This is a genomic window from Gilvimarinus agarilyticus (assembly GCF_000832015.1).
Taxonomy (GTDB): domain Bacteria; phylum Pseudomonadota; class Gammaproteobacteria; order Pseudomonadales; family Cellvibrionaceae; genus Gilvimarinus; species Gilvimarinus agarilyticus.
This window is the reverse complement of sequence record NZ_JXCJ01000001.1, coordinates 1,345,898-1,367,704: the sequence shown is the minus strand read 5'-3', so window position 1 is coordinate 1,367,704 and position 21,807 is coordinate 1,345,898. Positions and strand designations below refer to the sequence as shown.

The following is a 21,807-nucleotide window of genomic DNA, read 5'->3' as shown; positions in this document are numbered from 1 at the left end:
ACTACTGAATGAGTTGACGCTTAGCGAGTTCTACCGCTAGTGCCCCCACGTTGCCCGCGCCCTGGGTAATCACAATATCTCCGGCGCGCGCTATATCTTTAATAACCCCAGGCACACCCTCTACACCCTCAACAAAAATGGGATCTACCTGACCACGGTTGCGGATACTGCGCGACAACTGACGGCCATCGGCGCCTGGTATCGACTCTTCACCTGCGCTATAAACCTCCAGTAACACCAGAGCGTCGACGCCAGATAAAACATCGACAAAATCCTCAAACAAATCGCGGGTGCGCGTATAGCGGTGCGGCTGGTACACCATCACCAAGCGTCGCTCGGGCCAACCATCACGAATTGCTTTAATCGTTGCACCCACCTCACGCGGGTGATGCCCATAATCGTCCACCAACATCGCGCTGCCATTTTCAACCGGGTAGTCGCCGTATACCTGAAACCGGCGCCCAACACCGGCAAAATTACCAAGGCCGGCAACTATCGCCTCGTCGCTCACCCCTTCGTCCCGGGCGACAGCAATAACCGCTAGAGCGTTTAAAATGTTGTGCACGCCTGGGATATTTAAGCGCACTGACAACACCGACTCGTCCGAGCGACTCACCACATCAAACTCGCTAAACATTTTGTCTTGGCGGATGTTTACCGCACGTAAATCGCAGCCATCATCCAGGCCGTAAGTCGTCACCGGGCGTGCCACATCGGGTAAAATTTCCTGCACGATCGGGTCATCGCCACACAGCACCGCCAACCCGTAAAAGGGCAAGTTGTGAAGGAACTCGACAAAGGTTTGCTTTAGCTTCGAAAAGTCACCGTCGTAGGTGTCCATATGGTCGGCATCGATATTAGTGACAATCGCCACCATCGGCTGTAGGTGTAAAAACGACGCGTCGCTTTCGTCGGCCTCGGCCACTAAATACCGGCTTTCGCCCAGCTGCGCATTGCTGCCGGCACTATTGACCAAGCCGCCAATAATAAACGTGGGGTGACGGTCGGCCGCCGCCAACACCGATGCCAATAAACTCGTAGTTGTGGTTTTACCGTGGGTGCCGGCCACAGCAATACCGTGGCGGTACCGCATCAGTTCGCCTAGCATTTCGGCTCGACGAACCACCGGTATGCGGTTATCCCGCGCGGCGATCATCTCTGGGTTAGCCTCATCCACGGCGCTAGAGTTAACCACCACATCCGCGCCCACAACATTACCGGCGCTGTGGCCAAAATAGATAGTTGCACCTAAGCCCGCTAAGCGCTGAGTCACACTGGACTCTTTTAAATCCGAGCCAGAAATTTCGTAACCCTGGTTGATGAGCACCTCAGCGATGCCACTCATACCCGCGCCACCAATGCCGATAAAATGAATGCGGCGAATGCGGCGCATTTCAGGCACTTCGTAGTACTTCATAACTTTATCCATTGATAAGCTCCTCGGTGAGCTTAGCGACCGCACCGGCAGCATCGTCTTTATGCAAACTTCTGGCAGCGTTAGCCATTTGCTCTAGCGCTTGGCGATCGGACAATTGCTCGCTCAGCAACCGCGCCAAGCTCTCGGCGTTTAGCTGCGCCTGAGGAACGCTGATACCCGCGCCGGCACTCGCCATCACCGCCGCGTTATGTGTCTGGTGATCATCAATGGCGTTAGGCAGCGGAATGTACAAAGCGCCGAGTCCGGCGGCTGCCAATTCGGCCACAGTCAGGGCGCCGGCGCGGCACACCACCACATCGGCCCAGCTATAGGCGCTAGCCATATCTTTAATAAAAGGCTCCACCCGAGCCTTCATTTGATGCTCAACATAACCGGCCACCGTAGCTTCTTCATGACGGGCACCACATTGATGCCAAACATCAAACGTAAGCGCCGGAGCACAACCGGCCAATGCCGCTGGCATTAACTCGTTAATTGCCCGAGCTCCCAAACTGCCGCCCAACACCAATAACCGTAACGGCTCGGCCTCGCGCTCGGCAAAACGCTCTGCGGGCACCGGCAGGCTTACAATTTCGTCTCGCACCGGGTTACCCACCCAACGTGCTTTAGGCAAAACCTCGGCAAAGCCCGAGGCAATCACCCGCGCAAAGCGAGCTAAAATCTTATTGGTGGTACCGGCAATGGCATTCTGCTCGTGAATTACCAGCGGAATACGCAACAGCCAAGCCGCCAAACCGCCAGGGCCGGACACAAAGCCACCAAAGCCCACAACCACATCAGGTTTTTGTCGACGCAACACGGCAATGGCCTGAAATAGCGCCGCCAAAATTAAAAATGGGGCTTTTAACAATCCCAATGCACCACGGCCACGCACACCTTCGATACGAATATAATCAATATCAATGCCGGCCTCGGGGATGACCCGCGCCTCAATGCCTTTGCGCGTACCGAGCCAACTAACCGATACCTGATCGGCCGATAGGCGTCGCGCTACGGACAGTGCAGGAAATACATGTCCACCCGTACCGCCTGCCATAATCAGTACCCGACTCATGCGCTAACCTCCGCTGTGCTTTGCTCCGCATGGCGCACACGGGATGGGTTAGTCACCGATATTTTTTTCTCCGGGATTGCCCGCATCTCGATATCAGCCCGCACCACAAATGCCATCAGCGCGCAGCTGACAATTAAACTGCTGCCGCCGTAACTGATAAAGGGCAAAGTCAATCCTTTAGTCGGTAGTAACCCCGATGCCACCCCAACGTTAATGAACACTTGCAGCGAAAACAGCACCGCCACACCGAATACCGCAAACGCTAAAAAGTGATTAGCCCGGCTCATACACGTGCGGAACACCGCTAAGATGCGCAGAATCAGCGCCGCAAATAATGCTAGCAGCACCACACCACCCACCATGCCGAACTCTTCGGCGTAGATGGCAAAAATAAAATCCGTATGTGCTTCGGGCAGATAAAACAACTTTTGCAAACTGTTGCCAAGCCCCATACCAAACCACTCGCCACGGCCAAACGCGATCAGAGACTGGGTCAGCTGATAACCGGCGTTAAACTGATCGGCCCAGGGATCCATAAAAGTCACCAACCGCTTGAGCCGGTAGGGGCTCATAATCGCGATAGCCGCCATGACCGCCGCCGCACCAATTGCCAACGGAAAAAAGTAGCGCAACTTAAGCCCAGCGATAAACATCACCGCGATAACCGTTGCCGCAATCACCACCGTACTGCCAAAGTCCGGCTCTAACACCAGCAATAGCAACACCAGCGCCAGCAGCGAAATAAGCTTGCCAAACTCTCGCCAGCCCCTTAGCCCCTGCGGGTAACGCTGAGCAAAATAGCTGGCGAAAAACATAAGTACGGCAAACTTTGCTATCTCGGATATTTGTACGGCAAACAGCCCAAAATTAATCCAGCGCTGCGCACCATTCACCCGTTTACCAACACCTGGCAGCAGCACCGCCACCAACAATACAATGGCAATTATTAATAGCGGCACACTAAAACGGCGCCAGGTGTCGCTTGGCACCAGTAACACTACACTGGCTCCCACGGCACTGATCAGTAAAAACATTAAATGACGTTTAAAGAAGTACCAACTGTCGTCATAGGTTGCGCTGGCAAATGCCACCGAAGCCGAAGCCACCATAATCAAACCTATGGACAACAACGCCAGCCACAAACACACCATGGTGCCATCTACCGATGTGCGCGAGTAAATAGCAAGCGGGGACTGCTTCATTGCAACCCTCCTACCGCCGCGCAAAAGGCGTCACCGCGCGCTTGATAGTTGTCAAACATATCAAAGCTCGCGCAAGCCGGGCTGAGCAACACACGGTCGCCACTATGCGCTTGCGCTTGCGCTTTGCTTACCGCCTCGGGCATTGAGCCGGCGCGCTCGAAGTCGACCTCGCCTTGCAGCATAGCGGCGAGCTCATCCGCCGCCTCACCTATTAATACACAGCCGCGAGCATGGGCTTTTAACGCTGGCAAGAGTGACGTAAAGGTTTGCTCTTTGGCGACACCGCCCAAAATAACGACCAACTTACCGTGACTATTGGCCAGGCCGTTGATCGCCGCCAACGTGGCCCCGACATTAGTCCCCTTAGAGTCGTTGTAGTAAATCACGTCAGCCACTTCCGCCACCCACTGGCAACGGTGCTCCAGGCCCTTAAAGCTCGTCAGCGTTTGCAGCATAGAAGCCATAGGCAAACCGGCCGCTTTACCAATAGCCATCGCAGCCAAGGCATTGTCGATGTTATGCCGGCCGGGCAGCTTTAACTCAGACGCTTTGATAACCGGGGTAAGGTCATCGCACAGCCAGGTGTCGCCCTCTTGCTCGCGTACGCCCATGTTTTTAAAGTCGGCACTACCGGCAAACGAGCTGCGCGTCACATCGTCCGCCAGCGGCGGCTGCGTTAATGGGTCGGTGCGGTTAACTACCACATGACGAGCGCCAAAATAGATACGCTGCTTCGCCCGGTGATATTCAGGCATACCGTTATAGCGATCGAGGTGATCGGCACTCATATTTAAAATACAGGCGACAGTGGCACCGAGCTTGGTGACGGTTTCTAACTGGAAACTCGAAAGCTCGAGTACATACAACTCAACATCATCGCTCAGCAGATCGAGCACCGGCGTACCCAAGTTGCCACCCACTGCCACTTTAATGCCCGCTGCCGTGGCCATTTCACCCACTAAAGTGGTCACGGTGCTTTTGCCGTTAGAGCCGGTAATAGCCACAATCGGCGCCTTGGCATGGCGTACAAACAACTCCACATCACCAATCACCGGTACCCCAGCTGCCCGGGCGGCGGCAATCGCACTCATGCTTAAAGGCAGGCCGGGGCTGAGTACAATCTCGTCGGCACTTTGCAACAGCGACTCATCCCACACACCAAACTGGCAGTGCACGTCGGGAAACTCAGCGACAATGACGTCCTGCGCCGGAGGCGCCTCACGGGTATCAAATAATACAAAGGGCAATTTTTGCGCGCGCAAAAAACGCGCCGCAGACAAGCCGGATACTCCGGTGCCCACTACGGCGATCATTTTGCTTGAGGCGATCAAATTACTCACGTTGTTAATACCCTATGCGCTTAGCGCAGTTTCAGTGTCGCCAGCCCAAACAGCACGAGCATGACGGTAATAATCCAAAAACGCACAATAACGCGCGGCTCTGGCCAACCTTTTAATTCAAAATGGTGATGCAATGGCGCCATCCTAAAAATACGGCGACCGGTTAACTTGTAAGAGCCAACCTGCAAAATCACTGAGACGGTCTCCATTACAAAGACGCCGCCCATAATAAAGAACACCACTTCATGGCGAACAATAACGGCGATAATCCCCAATGCCGCCCCCAGAGAAAGCGCACCTACATCGCCCATAAATACTTGCGCGGGATAGGTGTTAAACCATAAAAAGCCAAGCCCCGCCCCACACAACGCCGCACAAAACACCACCAATTCGCCGCTGCCCGGAACATGAGCAATGTGCAAATACTGGGCAAACTCGTAGTGGCCGGTCACGTAGGCGATAACCCCTAGCGCACCGGCCACCATTACCGAGGGCATAATTGCCAAGCCGTCCAGACCATCGGTTAAGTTGACGGCGTTGCTCGCCCCCACCACCACAAAATAGCTAAGCACCACGTAAAAAATACCCAGCTCTAAAGCAAAACTTTTTAAAAACGGTAAAAACAGTTGGGTCTCTGCCGGCAAGGTTGCGGTGGCGTATAGGTAAATCGCTGCCCCCAAACCACCGACCGACTGCCAAAAATACTTCCAGCGCGCAGGCAAGCCACGCGAATTCTTCTGCACCACTTTGCGGTAGTCATCAACCCAGCCCACCGCACCAAAAATTGCCGTTACCACCAATACAACCCATACATAACGGTTGCTTAAGTCTGACCACAGCAAACTGCTGATAAATATGGCCGCCAAAATTAAGGTTCCGCCCATAGTGGGCGTTCCGGATTTACTTAAATGTGATTGAGGCCCGTCATCGCGAACCGACTGGCCGATTTGCAACTGATTCAGTTTGCGAATCATCCATGGCCCCAACAGCAAGGAAATACCCAGTGCTGTCATCACGCCCAATATCGCGCGCAGGGTTAAGTACTGGAAGACAAAAAAGCCGCGAAAATATTCTTGTAATTGCTCGGCCAGCCATAACAACATTTATTGTTTCTCCTCGTCAGTCAGAGCCCGAACCACGACGTCCATTCGGGCACTACGCGAGCCTTTAATTAACAATGTGCAATCTCTGTCGACGGCGACTTGATTGAGGTGCGCAAGCAACTCATCGTGCGTATCAAAATGCCGACCTGTACCAGTAAAGTTATCGCTTACCGCCTGGGCTAAGGTGCCGCAGCTAAATACCGACTGAAGTTTTTTCTCCGAGGCATAATCGCCTATCTCGGCGTGCATCAGATAAGCCTCCTCACCCAACTCGCCCATATCGCCAATCACTAAAATAGTGTTGCCGGGCATTTGCGCCAGGACATCAATAGCGGCTCGCACCGAGCCTGGGTTAGCGTTGTAGCTGTCGTCAATAACACGAACTCCACCGCGCCCGACACTGATATTCATGCGTCCGGATACTGGCGAGAAATTATTGAGCCCCGTGCTGATTGAGGTATTGCTCGCCCCTACCGCCCTAGCACAGCAGGCGGCCGCCAACGCGTTGCGCACACTGTGCAAGCCTATGGCAGGCAAGCTAATCGATAACGCTTCACCACATAGATTTAACGTGAACTGGGTCGTCAAACCGGCTTGTTGAATATCACTGGCGTAACAATCAGCGGCGGGGTTATCCAGGGCAAAACAAAGATGTGAACGGTTCTGCAGCTGGGCCAGCCACTGAGGCGCAAACCGATCATCAATATTGATAACACAGGTACCGTCGTTGGCCACCCCTTGATAAATTTCGCCCTTCGCGTCGGCTACACCTTCAATTGAACCAAAACCTTCCAGGTGCGCCGGCATGACGTTATTCACCAATGCCACGTCCGGGCGAGCCAACTCACACAGGTAAGCGATTTCACCAATGGCGCTGGCCCCCATCTCTATCACGGCATGTTTTTCATGACCATCCAGGCGCAACAGCGTCAGTGGTACACCAATGTGATTGTTCAAGTTGCCCTGGGTGGACATTACATCCCCCTCGCAACGCAAAATACCGTCAACCATGGAGCGTACCGAGGTTTTGCCGCTCGAACCGGTAATGGCAACCACCGGCCCCGCAAATCGCTCGCGGTTTAACCGGGCGATCTCACCAAGCCCCAGAACCGTATCATCGACCTGCAACTGTGGCAGCGTACAACTTGGATCCAGCGTATCAACCAGGGCCGCCACGGCGCCGCCAGCCTGAACGTCGGATAAATATTGGTGCCCGTCAAAACGCGGACCACGTAAAGCGACAAATAAATCGCCCGCCTGAATCGCTCTCGAGTCGGTACACACCCGAGTAAACTCCATCGAGGCGCCAGTCGCCACCGCGGTCAAATGCGATGCAAAATCGCGCTGCAACTGGGCAATCGACATAGTGCCAATCATGCTTGCCCCTCCGCTGCAATCTTCTCCAGCCGGCGCACTAGGGCCGTGCGCGCCTGCTGCAAATCACTAAAGGGCAACTGACGCTGGGAGAATATTTGCACGGCTTCATGCCCTTTACCCGCCAATAGCACGGTATCGCCCGCACGGGCTTGCTGTACGGCCAAGTCGATGGCTTTATCGCGTTCGGCAATCACCAGGCACCGCTCTGGGTAGTGCATGCCGCGAACAATTTCACTGGCGATACTCGCTGGATCTTCACCGCGAGGGTTATCGTTTGTCACTATGGTGTAATCGGCTGATTTCTCGGCCACCCGCCCCATGGCCGGGCGTTTTTCACGATCACGATCGCCACCACAACCAAACACACACCACAAGCTACCCTCAGTGTGACGGCGCAGTGCACGCAGAGTTTTTTCCAACGCATCAGGCGTGTGGGCATAATCAACCACCACCTGTACGCCTTGATCGGCGCGCACAGTTACCTGCTCCATCCGCCCCGGAGCCGACTGCAACTGCGGCACAGCGGCCATAATGCTATCCAGCGGATAACCTTGCGCTATCGCCACGGCAACAGCGGCTAAAATATTGCTCGCGTTAAAATCACCAATTAGCGATGCACTTAGCGGCGCACTACCCACAGGCGTGTGAATCGTACCGGTGATACCTTGGGCGGAGTACTCCAGCCCGTCGAAATAGAGATCGGCCTTTTTTGAGCTCAGTGAGTAGCTCAACACTTGGCTCAAGGCCTCGGCTTTTTTCAATAGTGATTTACACCAGCTGTCATCGCGGTTAACCACCGCGCACTGTAAATCACGCGCTTTTAACAAACGCGCCTTGGCTTTACCGTAGGCTTTTAAGTCGCCGTGAAAATCCAAATGATCGTGGGATAAATTGGTAAATACTGCCGTTGACATCCGCACAGCTTTAACTCGCCCCTGGGCCAGCGCGTGAGATGACACCTCCATGGCCACGGCTTTAATACGCTGCTCGGCTAAATCACGTAACAACGCCTGGCTCGATATCGCGTCGGGCGTGGTAAAACCGGTGCCCTGCAGCGGCTCACCCACCCGGCCATAACCCAAAGTGCCCACCACCGCCGAGCGCTCACCGAGCGCCTCGAGCAATTGCGCAATAAGCAAGCTGCAGGTCGTTTTTCCGTTGGTGCCCGTCACGCCAATTATATTGAGCTCGGCGCTTGGGTCAGCATAGGCGCGACCGGCAATCTCGCTCAATTTACCGGACAACCCAGCAACCGCAATAAGCGGCACCGCACCGCGATACTCCAACGTGTTGTTCTTGCCATCGGCCTCGATAAATACCGCGCTAGCGCCGCGATTTATCGCGTCATTAATATAATCACGGCCATCCACCGTCGCGCCCTGCAGCGCCACAAAGATATGTCCAGGCATAATGCGGCGGCTATCGGATTGCAGCACCGACCACCGCACCGAGTCCAGCTCACGCAAAGAGTCGTCATCTAATAACTGCGCCAGCGTCATAGCGCGCTCATTGGCTCGGGCGGTGATCACAACAACGTCCCTCCATGCTGGGCCAATGCCGGCGCTGGCTCTAGTTTTCTGACACTCACGCGGGCGCCTTTATTCTCAGGTGGCTCCTGTAGTAATCGCAACGCCCCGCCGGTAATACTGGAAAACAGAGGGGCAGCCACCTGGCCACCGTGGTATTTATCATCACGCGGCTCGTCGATCATGACCGCCACCACAATGGCCGGATCCTCCGCCGGCGCCACCCCGACAAACGACCCAACATAACGGTTATCGGCGTAACCGCCAGCATCCGCTTTATGCGCTGTACCCGTCTTACCCGCCACACTGTAAGAGTCGACATTAGCCAGCGTGCCAGTGCCACCTTTGGCGACCACTTTGCGTAGCATTTTCATCACTTGCTGCGTGTACTGCGCGTCCACGACGTGCTCACCGGGAATCTCCTCCCCCTCTTTGCGCAGCAGCGAAACGGGATGCTTTATACCTCCGCTAGCGAGCACGCCATAAGCCTGCGCAAGCTGTACCATGGTAAGGTTTAAGCCATAGCCAAAAGCGTAGGTTGCCTGCTGAATCGGTCGCCATTTGCTATAGGACGGCAAAACGCCCACGGCCTCGCCCGGAAACCCTGTACCCGTGCCCTGGCCCAGCCCTAGGCGGTAATACATATTGCGCACAGTGTCAGGGTCCATCTTTAACGCCAACTTGGTCATGCCCACTTGGCTCGACTTAGCGATAATTCGGCTTAAGTCCAATTTGCCGTAATCGATTGGGTCATAAAGCGCCTTGCGCCCCACCTGCACATAGCCGGGCGTGGTATCAATTACGTTGTAGGGCTGAAATTTACCGGTTTCTAATGCAGCAACCATGGCCAGCGGCTTCATGGTCGAGCCCGGCTCAAAAACATCAGTCAAAGCGCGATTGCGTAAACTGGCGGTTTTAATACTGTTGCGATCGTTCGGGTTGTAAGAGGGCTGATTCACCATCGCCAGAATCTCTCCGGTGTGCACATCCAACACCACCACCGAGCCCGCTTTTGCACCAAACTCCTGCACCGCTTTTTTCAGCTCGCGATGGGCAAGATGCTGCAAACGCAAATCGATGCTTAACGCCAAAGGCCGCCCACTACGGGCGGCCTTGGTTAGGCCCAAATCTTTAACGGTACGCCCGCGCAGATCTTTGATCACCTGCTTGGCGCCGCTTTCGCCAGTGAGCCAGGCATCGTAGGCGAGCTCCATTCCCTCCTGACCACGATCATCCACATCGGTAATGCCCACCAACTGTGCCGCCACTTCGCCCGCGGGGTAATAGCGGCGGTATTCGCGCTGAGCGTAAACGCCATCCACTCCCAACGCTAAAATGGCATTGGCCTCTTGGGGCGGCAAGTGGCGCTCCAGGTACATAAATTCTTTATTAGCAAAACGCGCTAAGCGCGACTCGAGCTCGGCCTGACTCCAGCCCAGCTTTTGCGATAACGCGGCCCAGTGTTGTGGCTTTTGCAATAGCACTTGCGGGTTAGCCCAAATAGATTCAACCGGGGTACTTACCGCCAGCGGCTCACCATTGCGGTCGGTGATAACACCGCGATAGGCGCTGATTGGCTCACTGCGCAAAGTGCGGGCATTGCCCTGCCCCTGCAAAAACTCAAAGCCGCGGTCGGCATCGGGCAACACTTGCAAAGACGCAATTCGCCCAAGCAACGCAACAGCAAGCACTAGCATAGCCAGTACCACACTGTAAAAACGCCAGGACTTTAGCGTGAGTTGCCGCACTTAGTGCTCCTTCTCGATTAAAATTATTTGGCTCGCATCCGGGACTTTCATACCCAACTGCTCGCTCGCTTGTTTTTCCACCCGGGTATAAGAGGCCCAGGTACTTTGCTCTAATAAGTACTGACCCCATTGAACTTCCAGATCAGCCGACTCGCGCCGCAACGCTTCTAGCTCGTTGGTATCGCGCCGCACCTCTTGAGTGACCGCGACGACCGCCAGCGCCGAGACGATATTGACAAGCCATAGGCCCACCACCAATGCCCAGCGCCCCGCACTTACGCCACCTAACCGCCCGTAACTCACAGTGATTACGCAAGCTTTTCGGCAACGCGCATGACCGCGCTGCGAGCGCGCACATTGCGTCCCAACTCATCGCCACCCGCCTTAACGGCTTTAGAGCGGCTGCGCAAACGCCGGTTTAATTGCGACTCCATCAAGGGCACGCCACGCGGCACTGGGTCGCCCTTTTCATGGCGGCGAATAAATCGCTTCACTAAACGATCTTCCAGCGAGTGAAAACTAATCACCACCAAACGCCCACCAACGGCCAACATCTCGAGCGCCTGATCCAGCACGCTCTCCAAATCACCAAGCTCGTTATTAATGTGAATACGGATACCCTGAAACGCGCGAGTGGCCGGATGCTTACCTTTCTCCCACGCGGGGTTGGCCTCTTTTAAAATATGCGCCAAACGCCCGGTACGCGTAATGGGCGACTGCTCGCGCTCGCGCACCACAGCATTGGCCATGCGCTTGGCAAAGCGCTCTTCACCGTACTCTTTCATCACTCGGGCAAGCTCGCCTTCAGCAACGGTATTGACCCAATCGGCCGCACTTATGCCGCGGGTTTGGTCCATCCGCATATCGAGCGGGCCATCGTTTAAAAAGCTGAAACCGCGCTCGGGCTCATCCAGCTGAGGCGAAGATACGCCCAGATCCAACAAAATGCCGTCCACTTTGCCGGCCATGTCGCGCTCGCCCACCAGGCGGGTGAGCTCGGCAAAACTGGTGTGCTCAATAGCAAAGCGCGCATCCGCGCCAAAGCGTTGATGCKCCACCTCAATAGCACTGGCATCTTTATCGATGGCCAACAACTGGCCATCGGTACCCAAACGGCTCAGAATGCGATCACTATGCCCGCCGCGCCCAAAAGTACCGTCGACATAAAAGCCCGACGCGTTCTCAACCAACGCGTCAACCGCCTCATCGAGAAGCACGGTAATATGTGGCTGCTCACCCATGTTGTCTCCTATAACACCAGTGACTGCAGTTCTTCGGGCATGTCGTCGTCGCCGGGCTCTTCCATCTGGGCAAACCAGCTGCTTTCACTCCACAACTCCAGCTTGTCACCAAGCCCTGCAAGCATCAGTTTTTTATCCAGATCAGCGTAAGAACGCAGCGTAGGCGGCACAAGAATCCGTCCATTCGCATCCATCTCAAGAGAACAGGCGTAGCCGATCAGCAAGCGCTGCACCCGGCGCGAGGCCTTATTCATAGTGGGCAAGCTTTGGATTTTGGGGAGAATCTCCTGCCATTTAGGCTCGGGAAACACCAATAAGCAGCGATCTTCGGTGTGGGCCGTCACCACCAAACGCCCGGCACACGACTCCACCAACCCTTCACGTACCCGGGTCGGTATCGCCATACGCCCTTTGGCGTCCATATTGATGGCATGACTACCTGTAAACACTTTTCACCACTTATTTGGGGCCTGCTTCCACAAAAAACCACTATTACCCACTTTTTTCCACATTGCACACTATAAATCCGGTGGGATCAAAGTCAAGCAAGCACACAGGAAAATGCAGGTAAAATTCACAAAAGCAGGGGAAAAGTTCGTTAACTGGTCGACATCTAGCAGGGAGGGGGTGCCGCAATAAGGGTGATTTTCTTTAGTTAACAAGCAGATGGAAGCAACTCTTAAGAAGTTACTTTAAGTGTGGAATCATTTCGGATTAAGCGGAGATCTGATATAGGCGATCGCGGCATATAGAGGCGCAATCGGATTGGAATAGTTCGGAGCCGGCCTGTAAGCCGGGTTCTGTCTGGGACAGTCATTCATCTGGGATGTGTGTCACCACACACCTCATGCAACCTACCCGAATCCAGTGCGGGCCACACCAGTGGATTCCTATTTGGTCTTGCTCCGAGCGGGGTTTACCATGCCACGGACTGTTACCAGCCGCGCGGTGCGCTCTTACCGCACCCTTTCACCCTTACCGGCAACCGAAGCTGCTTAGGCGGTCTACTCTCTGCTGCACTTTCCGTAAGCTCGCACTTCCCAGGCGTTACCTGGCGCTCTGCCCTATGGAGCCCGGACTTTCCTCCACCCGCAAAAGCGAGCAGCGACTGCCGAGCCGACTCCGAGCCAACACCTTAGCGTAGCCCCCTAAAAAGTCAAGCAAAGTTGCCAGACCTTAGTCGGCCCGATTAGCCAGCGCCCATTGATACAGCTCATTTTTCTTAGCGCCGGTCAGCTTGGCGCCCAGCGCCGCCGCCTGCTTTACCGGCAGCTCATCGAGCAAGATGCGCATCACGCGCTCGGCCTCGGCACTCATGCCAACGTTGCGCTCCGGCGCACCATGCACCAACAGTACAATTTCGCCGCGCTGCTGATTGCTATCGGCCGCAATCCACTCTGCCATATCGCCGGCGCAGGCAGTGTAAATAGTCTCAAAGGTCTTGCTGATCTCGCGAGCCATCACCAACTCGCGCTCAAGGCCGAAGGCGCGCGCCATATCCTGTACGCACGCCAGCACCCGGTGGGGCGCCTCATAAAAAATCAAGGTGCGCGGTTCATCCGCCAGTGCCTCCAGGGCGGCCAATCGGGCACCGGCTTTGGCGGGCAAAAAACCCTCAAAGGTAAAACGATTAGACGGCAGCCCGGCCGCGCTCAAGGCGGCCACAAAGGCGCAAGCCCCGGGTATTGGCACCACTCGCACACCCACCTGACGCGCCGCACGCACCAAACGGTACCCGGGGTCCGAGACCAGCGGAGTACCGGCATCACTGATTAACGCCACCTCCTCGCCCGCCTGCAATTGCGCTAGAATTTGCTCCGTGCGCTTATCATCACTGTGATCATGGTACGCAACACAGCGGCCGGTTATGGCAAAATGCTCCAGCAAACGCGCACTGTGACGGGTATCCTCACAGGCAATCAAAGCAACAGACTGGAGCACCTGCACCGCACGCGGTACCATATCCCCCAAGTTTCCGATGGGTGTAGCGACGACATATAATGTACCGAGCGACTGCGACATGATTGCACCTGATGTAAAAAGTGCAGTTTAACACCGCGAGCACGCCACCGCTGCTCATCCCAACAAGAGTCTAACCATGCGCAATAACCTAGCACGAGCTTTGTCTGTTTTAACGCTGGGCGCAATCCTAACCGCCTGCGCACCACAAACCACCCGCACAGACACCCCCGCCACCAGCGAAGACAGCTCGCAACAACTCGAGCGCGAAGTGTCTCAGTTAGTAGACAAAGCCCGGCAAGGCAGCGCCGATGAGCGCGTCACCTACTTATTGCAAGCCGCCGACCTGCTGCATGAGCAAGCGCAGGATGAGTGGGCGTTCTCGTTGCTGCAACCGTTATCGCCGCAAGCGATGAGTGATGCGCAGTACCTAACGTACCTGCAAAGCTACAGCGCCATTGCCTACGCCAGCGATCATTTTTTTGCTGCGCGCGATGCGTTAAGCAGCAACCGGCTTGAGCAACTGTGGCGCAGCCTTACCCCCAACCAACAGCGTCAACTGCTAGAGCTGAGGGCGCAAACCAACTCAGTGCTGGGCGACTACCAAGCCAGTTTGGCCGCTCGCGTTGAGCTGGGCTATTTGTTGGGGCGCGATGAGCTGTACCTAAACAACGAAGCAATTTGGCAGGATTTAATGAGCCTATCGGCGAGCGAGCTTAACCATTTGGCAGGCAACCCCAACAGCCCCACCCTGGGCCGCTGGGCCGAGCTTGCACAAGTCACCCGCGACAGCGCCGCCAACCTTAATCGGCAACTTGAGCGAGTCGATTTATGGCGCATGCAAAACCCCACACACCCCGCCAACCTTGAATTGCCTAGTGACCTGCAGTTACTAGGGCAGTTAATTGCCCGGCAACCCAACTCTATCGCCTTGCTTCTACCGCAAAGCGGTCGCTTAGCCGGTGCGGCAAGCGCCGTGCGCGATGGTTTTTTGGCGGCTTACTTTGCCGAACGCAGCGCCGAGCAAAACCCGATTATTCGCCAGTACGACACCCAGTCCGCCGACATTAATCAGCTTTACGATCAAGCTGTCAGCGACGGCGCAGAGCTTATTGTCGGCCCGCTGGCCAAAGAAAAAGTCGATGCCCTCGCACAGCGGACAAGCTTAACGGTGCCGGTTTTGGCTCTAAACTATCGCGAGCAATCGAGCGAACAAAGCGCCCCCATCACCAGCATTAATTTAGGTGAATTAACCATACCGCAAATGCAGCCAAAACTGCCCGGCGTTATTCCCGTCAGCCCCAGCTCTGCCACTTTTGGCAACGGCGATACCGCTCAGGCAACAGCCACCGACAACAACTTTTTCGCACCGGAACTGTACCAATTTGGCCTGGCAGCTGAAGATGAAGCGCGACAAATTGCCCGTCACGCCCACTTACAGGGCCATCGCCGCGCCATGATCATAGCGCCCGATATCGACTGGGCCGAGCGCAGCATCGATGCATTTATCGGCCAGTGGCAGCAACTCGATGGCGAAGTGGTGGCATTAAGCCGCTATGTAGGCGCCGGCGATTACTCGGACGTATTAAAACGTACACTGCTGGTCGACGATAGCGAGCGACGCCACAGTGAGCTGCGCAAAATCATTTACACCAACACTCATTTTGAGCCGCGCCGCCGCAAAGATGTGGAGATGATTTTCTTGATCGCCAACCCGCCCCAGGCGCGGCAAATCAAACCGACCCTGGCGTTTCATTACGCCGGAGACATTCCGGTATTTGCCACCAGCCAAATATACAACGGCACCGACAACCCCAAGGCCGATCGCGACCTAAATGGCATTCGCTTTAACACCTTGCCCTGGTTATTTTCCGAGTCGGCGGAGGCGCAATCGATTAAAGCCAACACCGATGCGCCACCGGCCTACGAGCGGCTGCACGCCATGGGCGCCGACGCTTATCATTTATACCCACGCCTGCCGCAACTTAAACACCTGCCGCAAACCCGGGTACTGGGCGCCACCGGCACCTTAAGCATGCAGCAAGACGGCCGCATCGTACGGGAGCAGATTTGGGCAGAGTTTATTGGCGGCGTAGCCACCCCTATCACCAATAGCACCATTGAACGCGCCAGTTCGACCCAGTGATTAAGCAGGCACTAAACAAACTGCAATCAAAGCGCAGCCGCGGCGCACAGGCCGAGCAGCGCGCGCGGCAATTTTTAGAGCGTGCCGGGCTTAACTTCGTTGCTGCCAACGTCCGTGGTGGCGGTGGCGAGATAGACCTCATCATGCGCGAACAAACAACGCTGGTGTTTGTCGAAGTGAGGCTGCGTGGCAATCAGCGCTTTGCCAGTGCGAGCGAAAGCGTTAACGCCGCCAAGCAACGCAAACTGCTGCAAGCTGCGCAATACTACCTTCAGCGTGAAAAACTCACCGATAAAGTCCCCTGTCGATTTGATGTGGTAGCATTGCAAACACTGGACTCGGAGCGACAGCCCGAGTGGATCAAAAACGCCTTTGGCGCGGTTTAAAGCCTAACGATAACGAGACAATTATGGATCAGCGGGTCATCACCCTTTTTCACGAAAGTATCGAAGCCAAAATGCAGGCGGGCGAGCAACTGGCCCCACTGATTGCCCACAGCAGCGAACTGATCGTAGAGAGCCTGCTAAATGAAGGTAAAATTATTACCGTCGGCAACGGCGCCAGTGCGGCATTGGCACAAACCTTTAGCGCCAGCTTATTAAACCGCTTTGAACACGAGCGCCCCAGCCTACCGGCCATTAACATCGGCGCCGACGTCATTACCCAATCGGCCATTGCTCACGATTACACCTACAACGAGATCTACGCCAAGCAAATTCGCGCACTGGGGCAACCGGGTGACGTACTGGTGCTATTAAGTGCCTCCGGCAGCGCCAGCAATTTGCTACAAGCGATTAGCGCCGCGCACGATCGTGACATCACCGTTATCGCCCTAACCGGACGCGACAGTGACGACGTTATTGCCCTCTTGGATAACCGCGATGTCGAGCTACGGGCCCCCGATGCGAGCTTTGCCCGGATTCACGAAGTTCACTTGCTCACCCTATTTTGCCTGTGTGATTTAATCGAAGAACAATTGTTTGGGAGCCACGAATAATGCCTCACGTACTGACTCGCTGGCTGCTGATTGGTGCTTTTTTGGCGCTCGGCAGCGGCTGCACCAGCATCATTAGCGCCACCACCGACGAGCCAATTAAAATCGACCCCGGCAAGCGCTCCTTAGGCGTCAAAATCGATGACAACCAAATTGAAACGATTGCCTCAGTCAACATCGATAAGGCCAGCAACGTGTTGGACAACGCCCCTATTAGCGTTCACAGCTTCAACGCTGTGGTACTGCTGGTAGGCCAAGTGCCCACCAATGAGGMCCGCGAGCTCGCCGGTAACACCGTGCGTAAAATGCCCAATGTGCGCCAGGTACATAATGAGTTACAGGTTCAGGCGCCCATCTCTTTACTCGCGGGCGCAAACGATAGCTGGCTAAGCACCAAGATTCGCTCTAAGCTATTGACCAACCGGGATATCGAAGGCGGCCGGGTGCAAATCGTTACCGAGAACAACACGGTCTTTTTAATGGGGCTAGTGACACGAGCCGAGGCCGAAACGGTTACCGATATCGCCCGTCACACCGGCGGTGTGCAAAAAGTTGTACGAGTATTTGAATACATCGACTAATTGTTAATAAAGGATTGCCACATGGATATAAGCACAATTGTTGTACTCGTTATTCTCGCCGGCCTGGTACTTTACGTTATCAGTGTTTACAACCAATTGGTGGCCCTCAAAAACCGCTTTGAAAACGCCTTTGCACAGATCGAAGTGCAACTGAAGCGGCGCTACGATCTAATCCCCAACCTGGTCGAGACCGCCAAGGCCTATATTACTCACGAGCGCGAAACCCTTGAGGCCGTCACTCAGGCGCGCAACCAAGCCATGTCAGGCCTGCAAGCCGCATCGGCCGCCCCCGGAGACGCCGCCGCCATGGGCCAACTGGCCGGTGCCGAAGGCGCATTAAGCAGCGCACTGGGCCGCCTAAACGTGGTCATGGAAGCCTACCCCGACTTAAAAGCCTCCGCGAATATGCAGCAGGTATCCGAAGAGCTAACCAGCACCGAAAATCGTATAGCCTTTGCCCGTCAGGCCTTTAACGACTCGGTCATGAACTACAACACCTACAAGCAGGGATTCCCACCCGTCGTGCTGGCCGGCATGTTTGGTCACGCGCAGGATGCCAGCTTACTGGAGTTTGACGACAGCGAAGCCATCGCCGAAGCACCCAAAGTCTCGTTTTAAACGAGTCGCTTTGACGACTAAGTTTCGATGAACTTCTTTGAGCAACAAGACATTGCCAGGCGCAACACCAAGCGTCTGGTTGCGCTATTAATCCTTGCCGTTTTATCCCTGATCGCGGTCACTACCGCAATGTTTGCCGGCATCATGCTGTACATGCAAACCGGCAACAGCGCCTACCATATGGAGACGGCCGGGCTGGGATTTTGGGCCAGCCTGGGTACGCTGCTAGATTGGCAAACGGTTAGCGGAATTTCCATGGTTGTTATTACTGTGGTACTGATCGGCGGGCTTTTTAAGTATCAACAGTTGCGGCGTGGTGGTCGGGTGGTAGCCGAATCCCTAGGCGGGCGCCTTATTAACACCGATACCCGCGACGCCAACGAGCGCAAGCTCCTCAACGTTGTCGAAGAAATGGCCATTGCTTCCGGCGCACCGGTACCTCCAGTGTACCTAATGGAGGAGTCGGCAATAAACGCCTTTGCCGCCGGCCACACACCGCAAGATGCCGTTATCGGTATAACCCGCGGCTGCATTGAGCAGCTAAACCGCGACGAGCTGCAAGGTGTGATTGCCCACGAATTCAGCCACATCTTTCACGGTGACATGCGCTTAAACATGCGCTTGGTGGCTTTGTTAAACGGTATTTTGTTGCTCGGATTAATTGGCCACTTTATGGTTCGCGGTGCCATGTACAGCAGCGTCGGACGCTCTAATCGCGACAACAAAGGCAGCGGTATTGCCATTGCGGGCATCGGCTTAATTATTATTGGTTACGCCGGGACTTTTTTCGGCAACATCATTAAAGCGGCGGTAAGTCGCCAGCGAGAGTTTCTGGCCGACGCCTCGGCCGTGCAATTTACCCGCGATAACAGCGGCATTGCCGGAGCGCTAAAAAAGATTGGTGGAGCCAATGCCGGCAGCAAACTCGAAGCCGCACACAGCGCTGAATTTAGTCACATGTATTTTAGTCAGGGCGTCAGCACAGCCTTTAACAGCCTAATGGCCACTCACCCGCCCCTTAGCGAGCGCATTAAACGCGTCGAGCCCAGCTGGGATGGAGAGTTCACGGTCGCCGCTGCGGCGCCCGAGCCCGACAGCAGCGCCGAGACAAACAGCGCAAGCGTCGATCGCGAGCGTTTTTTTAAAGCTAGCGTACTCGCTGCGGCTGTCGAACAAATTGGCGAAGCCTCGAGCGAGAACCTATCCCAGGCACAACAACAACTGCAACAAATTGGCGAGCCCCTGCGCGAAGCTGCCCACTCCCCCATAGGCGCCTGCGCCATTGTGTTTGGGCTGCTACTCGATACCGTCAACAGTGACTTACGCAAACGTCAGTGGCAATCACTCGCCGATCATTACAGCAAAGCGCTGCTCCACGAGTGGCGCGACACCGTAAAACAAGCTGCTACTGTCAATGAGTTAGACAGGTTAGCGCTGCTGGAGCTATGCCTTCCCACGTTAAAATCATTGAGCGAGCCGCAAGTACAGACACTGCAACAAGCCATGGACATGCTCATCAGCGCCGACAATAAAACCGATCTGCACGAGTGGAGCTTGCGCCGCATTGTTACTCACCAATTAGGCGAGCCCAACTTTCACAGCCAGCACAAACAACTACGCCAAATGCGCAACAGCTGCCAACTGGTACTCTCGTATCTCGCCCATGCTGGCAATGACAACACAGCAGAGGCCACCCAAGCTTTTAATCAAGCGCTCGAGCTATTGCGCATGAACGAGCTGCCACTGCTCGACCGGTCACAACTGACTATTGCGGCACTGGATAAAGCCCTTAACGAGTTAAACCGCACCCGCCCGCTGCAAAAGCCGCAGCTGCTCAAAGCGATGATGCGCACCATAGAATCCGACGGCAAGATCACCGCCACCGAAGCCGAGTTGTTTCGCGCCATTGCCGACAGCTTAAACTGCCCGGTGCCGCCACTGGCAAGACAATAACCCTCTCAAGTAGTACCCAACACTTAACAGAGCGCAGCGGTGTTGTATAATGATGCCCCTTGCGCTCGACGCGCCCCGCAACCAACTATTGAGGTGACCCCTTGCAACTGGATCAAGCCACTGTCGAACAACTGCGTGAATGGGAAGCTGAACTGGCCGGGCAATACCAAGCCATTGTCGCCAAACAGCTCAACCTTGATGTCACTCGCGGCAAACCGTCCGCCGAGCAATTGTCTCTGTCGGACACATTAGATGGCGTACTAGAAGGCCAATACATCACCGACAACGGCACCGACACCCGCAACTACGGCGGCATCGATGGCATTACGGAAGCCAAACGACTGGGCGCCGACCTGATGGGCGTACCCAGCAGCAACATTTTGGTAGGTGGCAACGCCAGCCTGACCCTGATGTACCAAACCGTACTCACCGCGCACCACTTTGGTTTAACTGGCCCCGATAGCGCCTGGAAAAACGGCCCGGCCCCTAAAGTGATCTGCCCGGTGCCCGGTTACGACCGCCACTTTACTGTATGCGAGCAACTCGGCATCGAGATGATCACCGTACCTATGACGGCAACCGGCCCCGACATGGATGCCGTAGAAGCACTGATTAAAGCCGACAACAGCATTCGCGGCATGTGGTGTGTGCCCAAGTATTCCAACCCAACCGGTGTGGTTTACTCCGATGAAACCGTCGATCGCATCGCGCAACTGGGTAAAATCGCTCACGCCGACTTCCGCGTACTGTGGGATAACGCCTACGCCGTGCACGACTTAAACAGCGATGGGCCTGAACTGGCCTCGGTATTTGACGCCTGTGCCAAGCACGGCACCGATAACACCGTCATCCAGTTTGCCTCGACCTCAAAAATTACACACGCCGGCGCCGGTGTAGCTTTTATGGCGGCTAGCGACGCCAACCTGGCGGGCATTAAGAAGTTTCTTAGTGCCTCGACCATCGGCCCCGATAAAGTCAACCAACTGCGTCACGCCCAGTTTTTACCCAACCGTGCCGCTCTGATGACCCACATGCAAAAACACGCCGAGTTGCTACAACCGCGCTTTGATGCGGTACTGACCGCTCTCGACAGCGCCTTTAGCGGTACCGATTTAGGCAGCTGGGAAACCCCGCAAGGTGGCTACTTTGTCTCGTTTGACACCCGCCCCGGCTGCGCCAAAGAAACCGTTCGCTTAGCCGCCGAAGCTGGCGTTAAGCTTACCCCGGCCGGCGCCACCTTCCCCTACGGCGACGACCCGAACGACTGCAACATCCGTATCGCCCCATCCGTGCCCTCAGTCGAGGAAGTGGTAGGCGCTATGGAAGTCTTCGTCACCTGCGTCAAGTTAGCCTCGGTACGCCAGGCACTCAGCCAACAGTAAGCCTCTTTCACCGGCCTGCAGCGCAGGCCGGTGCCCCCTCCCTATAAATGCAGACGTGAGCTGGGAAAGCCAGAGCGTGACTTGGAGCAGATAAAGGAGTACGGAGAACGGAGTGACTGCAAATAACATAGTCACTAGATTCCCG

19 protein-coding genes and 1 other RNA gene are annotated in these 21,807 nt (G+C 55.4%); 7 read left to right on the top strand and 13 right to left on the bottom strand.

The window, feature by feature from the left end; all coding sequences use genetic code 11:
• Nucleotide 1 precedes the first annotated feature (1 nt).
• From murC to rsmI, 13 genes are all read right to left on the bottom strand, one after another.
• Nucleotides 2-1,429, bottom strand: a complete 1,428-nt coding sequence (gene murC, locus SD69_RS05900) for a UDP-N-acetylmuramate--L-alanine ligase (RefSeq protein WP_041522474.1) — start codon at nt 1,427-1,429, stop codon at nt 2-4.
• Nucleotides 1,422-2,492, bottom strand: a complete 1,071-nt coding sequence (gene murG, locus SD69_RS05895; protein WP_041522473.1) for an undecaprenyldiphospho-muramoylpentapeptide beta-N-acetylglucosaminyltransferase — start codon at nt 2,490-2,492, stop codon at nt 1,422-1,424. The genes murC and murG overlap by 8 nt, the downstream gene beginning before the upstream one ends.
• On the bottom strand, nt 2,489-3,694 hold the full coding sequence (gene ftsW, locus SD69_RS05890; protein WP_052480926.1) for a putative lipid II flippase FtsW: 1,206 nt from the start codon (nt 3,692-3,694) through the stop codon (nt 2,489-2,491). The genes murG and ftsW overlap by 4 nt, the downstream gene beginning before the upstream one ends.
• Nucleotides 3,691-5,034 (bottom strand): UDP-N-acetylmuramoyl-L-alanine--D-glutamate ligase, encoded by a 1,344-nt coding sequence (gene murD / locus SD69_RS05885; RefSeq protein ID WP_232301156.1) that lies wholly within the window; start codon nt 5,032-5,034, stop codon nt 3,691-3,693. The genes ftsW and murD overlap by 4 nt, the downstream gene beginning before the upstream one ends.
• A 20-nt stretch (nt 5,035-5,054) precedes the next feature.
• Nucleotides 5,055-6,137: a phospho-N-acetylmuramoyl-pentapeptide-transferase gene (mraY, locus tag SD69_RS05880; RefSeq protein ID WP_041522472.1), complete on the bottom strand. Its 1,083-nt coding sequence runs from the start codon at nt 6,135-6,137 to the stop codon at nt 5,055-5,057.
• The gene (locus tag SD69_RS05875) at nt 6,138-7,514 is read right to left on the bottom strand and encodes a UDP-N-acetylmuramoyl-tripeptide--D-alanyl-D-alanine ligase (RefSeq protein WP_041522471.1); all 1,377 of its coding nucleotides are present in this window, start codon (nt 7,512-7,514) and stop codon (nt 6,138-6,140) included.
• Entirely contained in the window at nt 7,511-9,043 is a 1,533-nt protein-coding gene (locus tag SD69_RS05870; RefSeq protein ID WP_052480925.1) for a UDP-N-acetylmuramoyl-L-alanyl-D-glutamate--2,6-diaminopimelate ligase, read from the bottom strand. The genes SD69_RS05875 and SD69_RS05870 overlap by 4 nt, the downstream gene beginning before the upstream one ends.
• Nucleotides 9,040-10,737: a peptidoglycan D,D-transpeptidase FtsI family protein gene (locus SD69_RS05865; protein WP_084591663.1), complete on the bottom strand. Its 1,698-nt coding sequence runs from the start codon at nt 10,735-10,737 to the stop codon at nt 9,040-9,042. The genes SD69_RS05870 and SD69_RS05865 overlap by 4 nt, the downstream gene beginning before the upstream one ends.
• Nucleotides 10,738-10,788: 51 nt before the next feature.
• Nucleotides 10,789-11,091: a cell division protein FtsL gene (gene ftsL / locus SD69_RS05860; protein ID WP_052480923.1), complete on the bottom strand. Its 303-nt coding sequence runs from the start codon at nt 11,089-11,091 to the stop codon at nt 10,789-10,791.
• 5 nt (nt 11,092-11,096) lie between these two features.
• Nucleotides 11,097-12,029, bottom strand: a complete 933-nt coding sequence (rsmH, locus tag SD69_RS05855; RefSeq protein WP_041522470.1) for a 16S rRNA (cytosine(1402)-N(4))-methyltransferase RsmH — start codon at nt 12,027-12,029, stop codon at nt 11,097-11,099.
• Nucleotides 12,030-12,037: 8 nt separating this feature from the next.
• Nucleotides 12,038-12,478, bottom strand: coding sequence for a division/cell wall cluster transcriptional repressor MraZ (mraZ, locus tag SD69_RS05850; RefSeq protein ID WP_041522469.1), 441 nt, complete (start codon nt 12,476-12,478; stop codon nt 12,038-12,040).
• 324 nt (nt 12,479-12,802) lie between these two features.
• An RNA gene (gene rnpB / locus SD69_RS18280) (RNase P RNA component class A) lies at nt 12,803-13,153 on the bottom strand.
• Nucleotides 13,154-13,205: 52 nt separating this feature from the next.
• Nucleotides 13,206-14,051 carry a 16S rRNA (cytidine(1402)-2'-O)-methyltransferase gene (gene rsmI / locus SD69_RS05845; protein ID WP_041522468.1) on the bottom strand — a complete coding sequence of 282 codons (846 nt, stop codon included), beginning with the start codon at nt 14,049-14,051 and terminating at the stop codon, nt 13,206-13,208.
• A 76-nt stretch (nt 14,052-14,127) separates the two neighbouring features.
• Here rsmI and SD69_RS05840 point away from each other — a divergent pair, with 76 nt between their 5' ends.
• The 7 genes from SD69_RS05840 (at nt 14,128) to SD69_RS05810 (ending at nt 21,662) form a co-directional block, all read left to right on the top strand.
• Nucleotides 14,128-16,134, top strand: coding sequence for a penicillin-binding protein activator (locus SD69_RS05840; RefSeq protein WP_052480922.1), 2,007 nt, complete (start codon nt 14,128-14,130; stop codon nt 16,132-16,134).
• On the top strand, nt 16,131-16,520 hold the full coding sequence (locus SD69_RS05835) for a YraN family protein (protein ID WP_041522467.1): 390 nt from the start codon (nt 16,131-16,133) through the stop codon (nt 16,518-16,520). Before SD69_RS05840 ends, SD69_RS05835 begins: the two co-directional genes overlap by 4 nt.
• A gap of 23 nt (nt 16,521-16,543) precedes the next feature.
• A complete protein-coding gene (locus SD69_RS05830; protein WP_041524482.1) occupies nt 16,544-17,131 on the top strand; it encodes an SIS domain-containing protein in 588 nt (195 codons plus the stop codon).
• Nucleotides 17,131-17,709, top strand: coding sequence for a BON domain-containing protein (locus SD69_RS05825; RefSeq protein WP_041522466.1), 579 nt, complete (start codon nt 17,131-17,133; stop codon nt 17,707-17,709). Before SD69_RS05830 ends, SD69_RS05825 begins: the two co-directional genes overlap by 1 nt.
• 21 nt (nt 17,710-17,730) lie before the next feature.
• The gene (locus SD69_RS05820; RefSeq protein WP_041522465.1) at nt 17,731-18,327 is read left to right on the top strand and encodes a LemA family protein; all 597 of its coding nucleotides are present in this window, start codon (nt 17,731-17,733) and stop codon (nt 18,325-18,327) included.
• Between the two features lie 27 nt (nt 18,328-18,354).
• Nucleotides 18,355-20,280, top strand: a complete 1,926-nt coding sequence (locus tag SD69_RS05815; RefSeq protein WP_041522464.1) for a M48 family metallopeptidase — start codon at nt 18,355-18,357, stop codon at nt 20,278-20,280.
• Nucleotides 20,281-20,381: 101 nt separating this feature from the next.
• Nucleotides 20,382-21,662: an aminotransferase class I/II-fold pyridoxal phosphate-dependent enzyme gene (locus SD69_RS05810; protein ID WP_041522463.1), complete on the top strand. Its 1,281-nt coding sequence runs from the start codon at nt 20,382-20,384 to the stop codon at nt 21,660-21,662.
• Nucleotides 21,663-21,807: the final 145 nt, after the last annotated feature.

Coding starts and splice junctions, on each gene's coding strand:
- murC (WP_041522474.1), bottom strand. CDS start 1,429: ATGGATAAAGTTATGAAGTACTACGAAGTGCCTGAAATGCGCCGCATT.
- murG (WP_041522473.1), bottom strand. CDS start 2,492: ATGAGTCGGGTACTGATTATGGCAGGCGGTACGGGTGGACATGTATTT.
- ftsW (WP_052480926.1), bottom strand. CDS start 3,694: ATGAAGCAGTCCCCGCTTGCTATTTACTCGCGCACATCGGTAGATGGC.
- mraY (WP_041522472.1), bottom strand. CDS start 6,137: ATGTTGTTATGGCTGGCCGAGCAATTACAAGAATATTTTCGCGGCTTT.
- SD69_RS05875 (WP_041522471.1), bottom strand. CDS start 7,514: ATGATTGGCACTATGTCGATTGCCCAGTTGCAGCGCGATTTTGCATCG.
- SD69_RS05865 (WP_084591663.1), bottom strand. CDS start 10,737: ATGCTAGTGCTTGCTGTTGCGTTGCTTGGGCGAATTGCGTCTTTGCAA.
- rsmI (WP_041522468.1), bottom strand. CDS start 14,051: ATGTCGCAGTCGCTCGGTACATTATATGTCGTCGCTACACCCATCGGA.
- SD69_RS05840 (WP_052480922.1), top strand. CDS start 14,128: ATGCGCAATAACCTAGCACGAGCTTTGTCTGTTTTAACGCTGGGCGCA.
- SD69_RS05830 (WP_041524482.1), top strand. CDS start 16,544: ATGGATCAGCGGGTCATCACCCTTTTTCACGAAAGTATCGAAGCCAAA.
- SD69_RS05820 (WP_041522465.1), top strand. CDS start 17,731: ATGGATATAAGCACAATTGTTGTACTCGTTATTCTCGCCGGCCTGGTA.
- SD69_RS05815 (WP_041522464.1), top strand. CDS start 18,355: ATGAACTTCTTTGAGCAACAAGACATTGCCAGGCGCAACACCAAGCGT.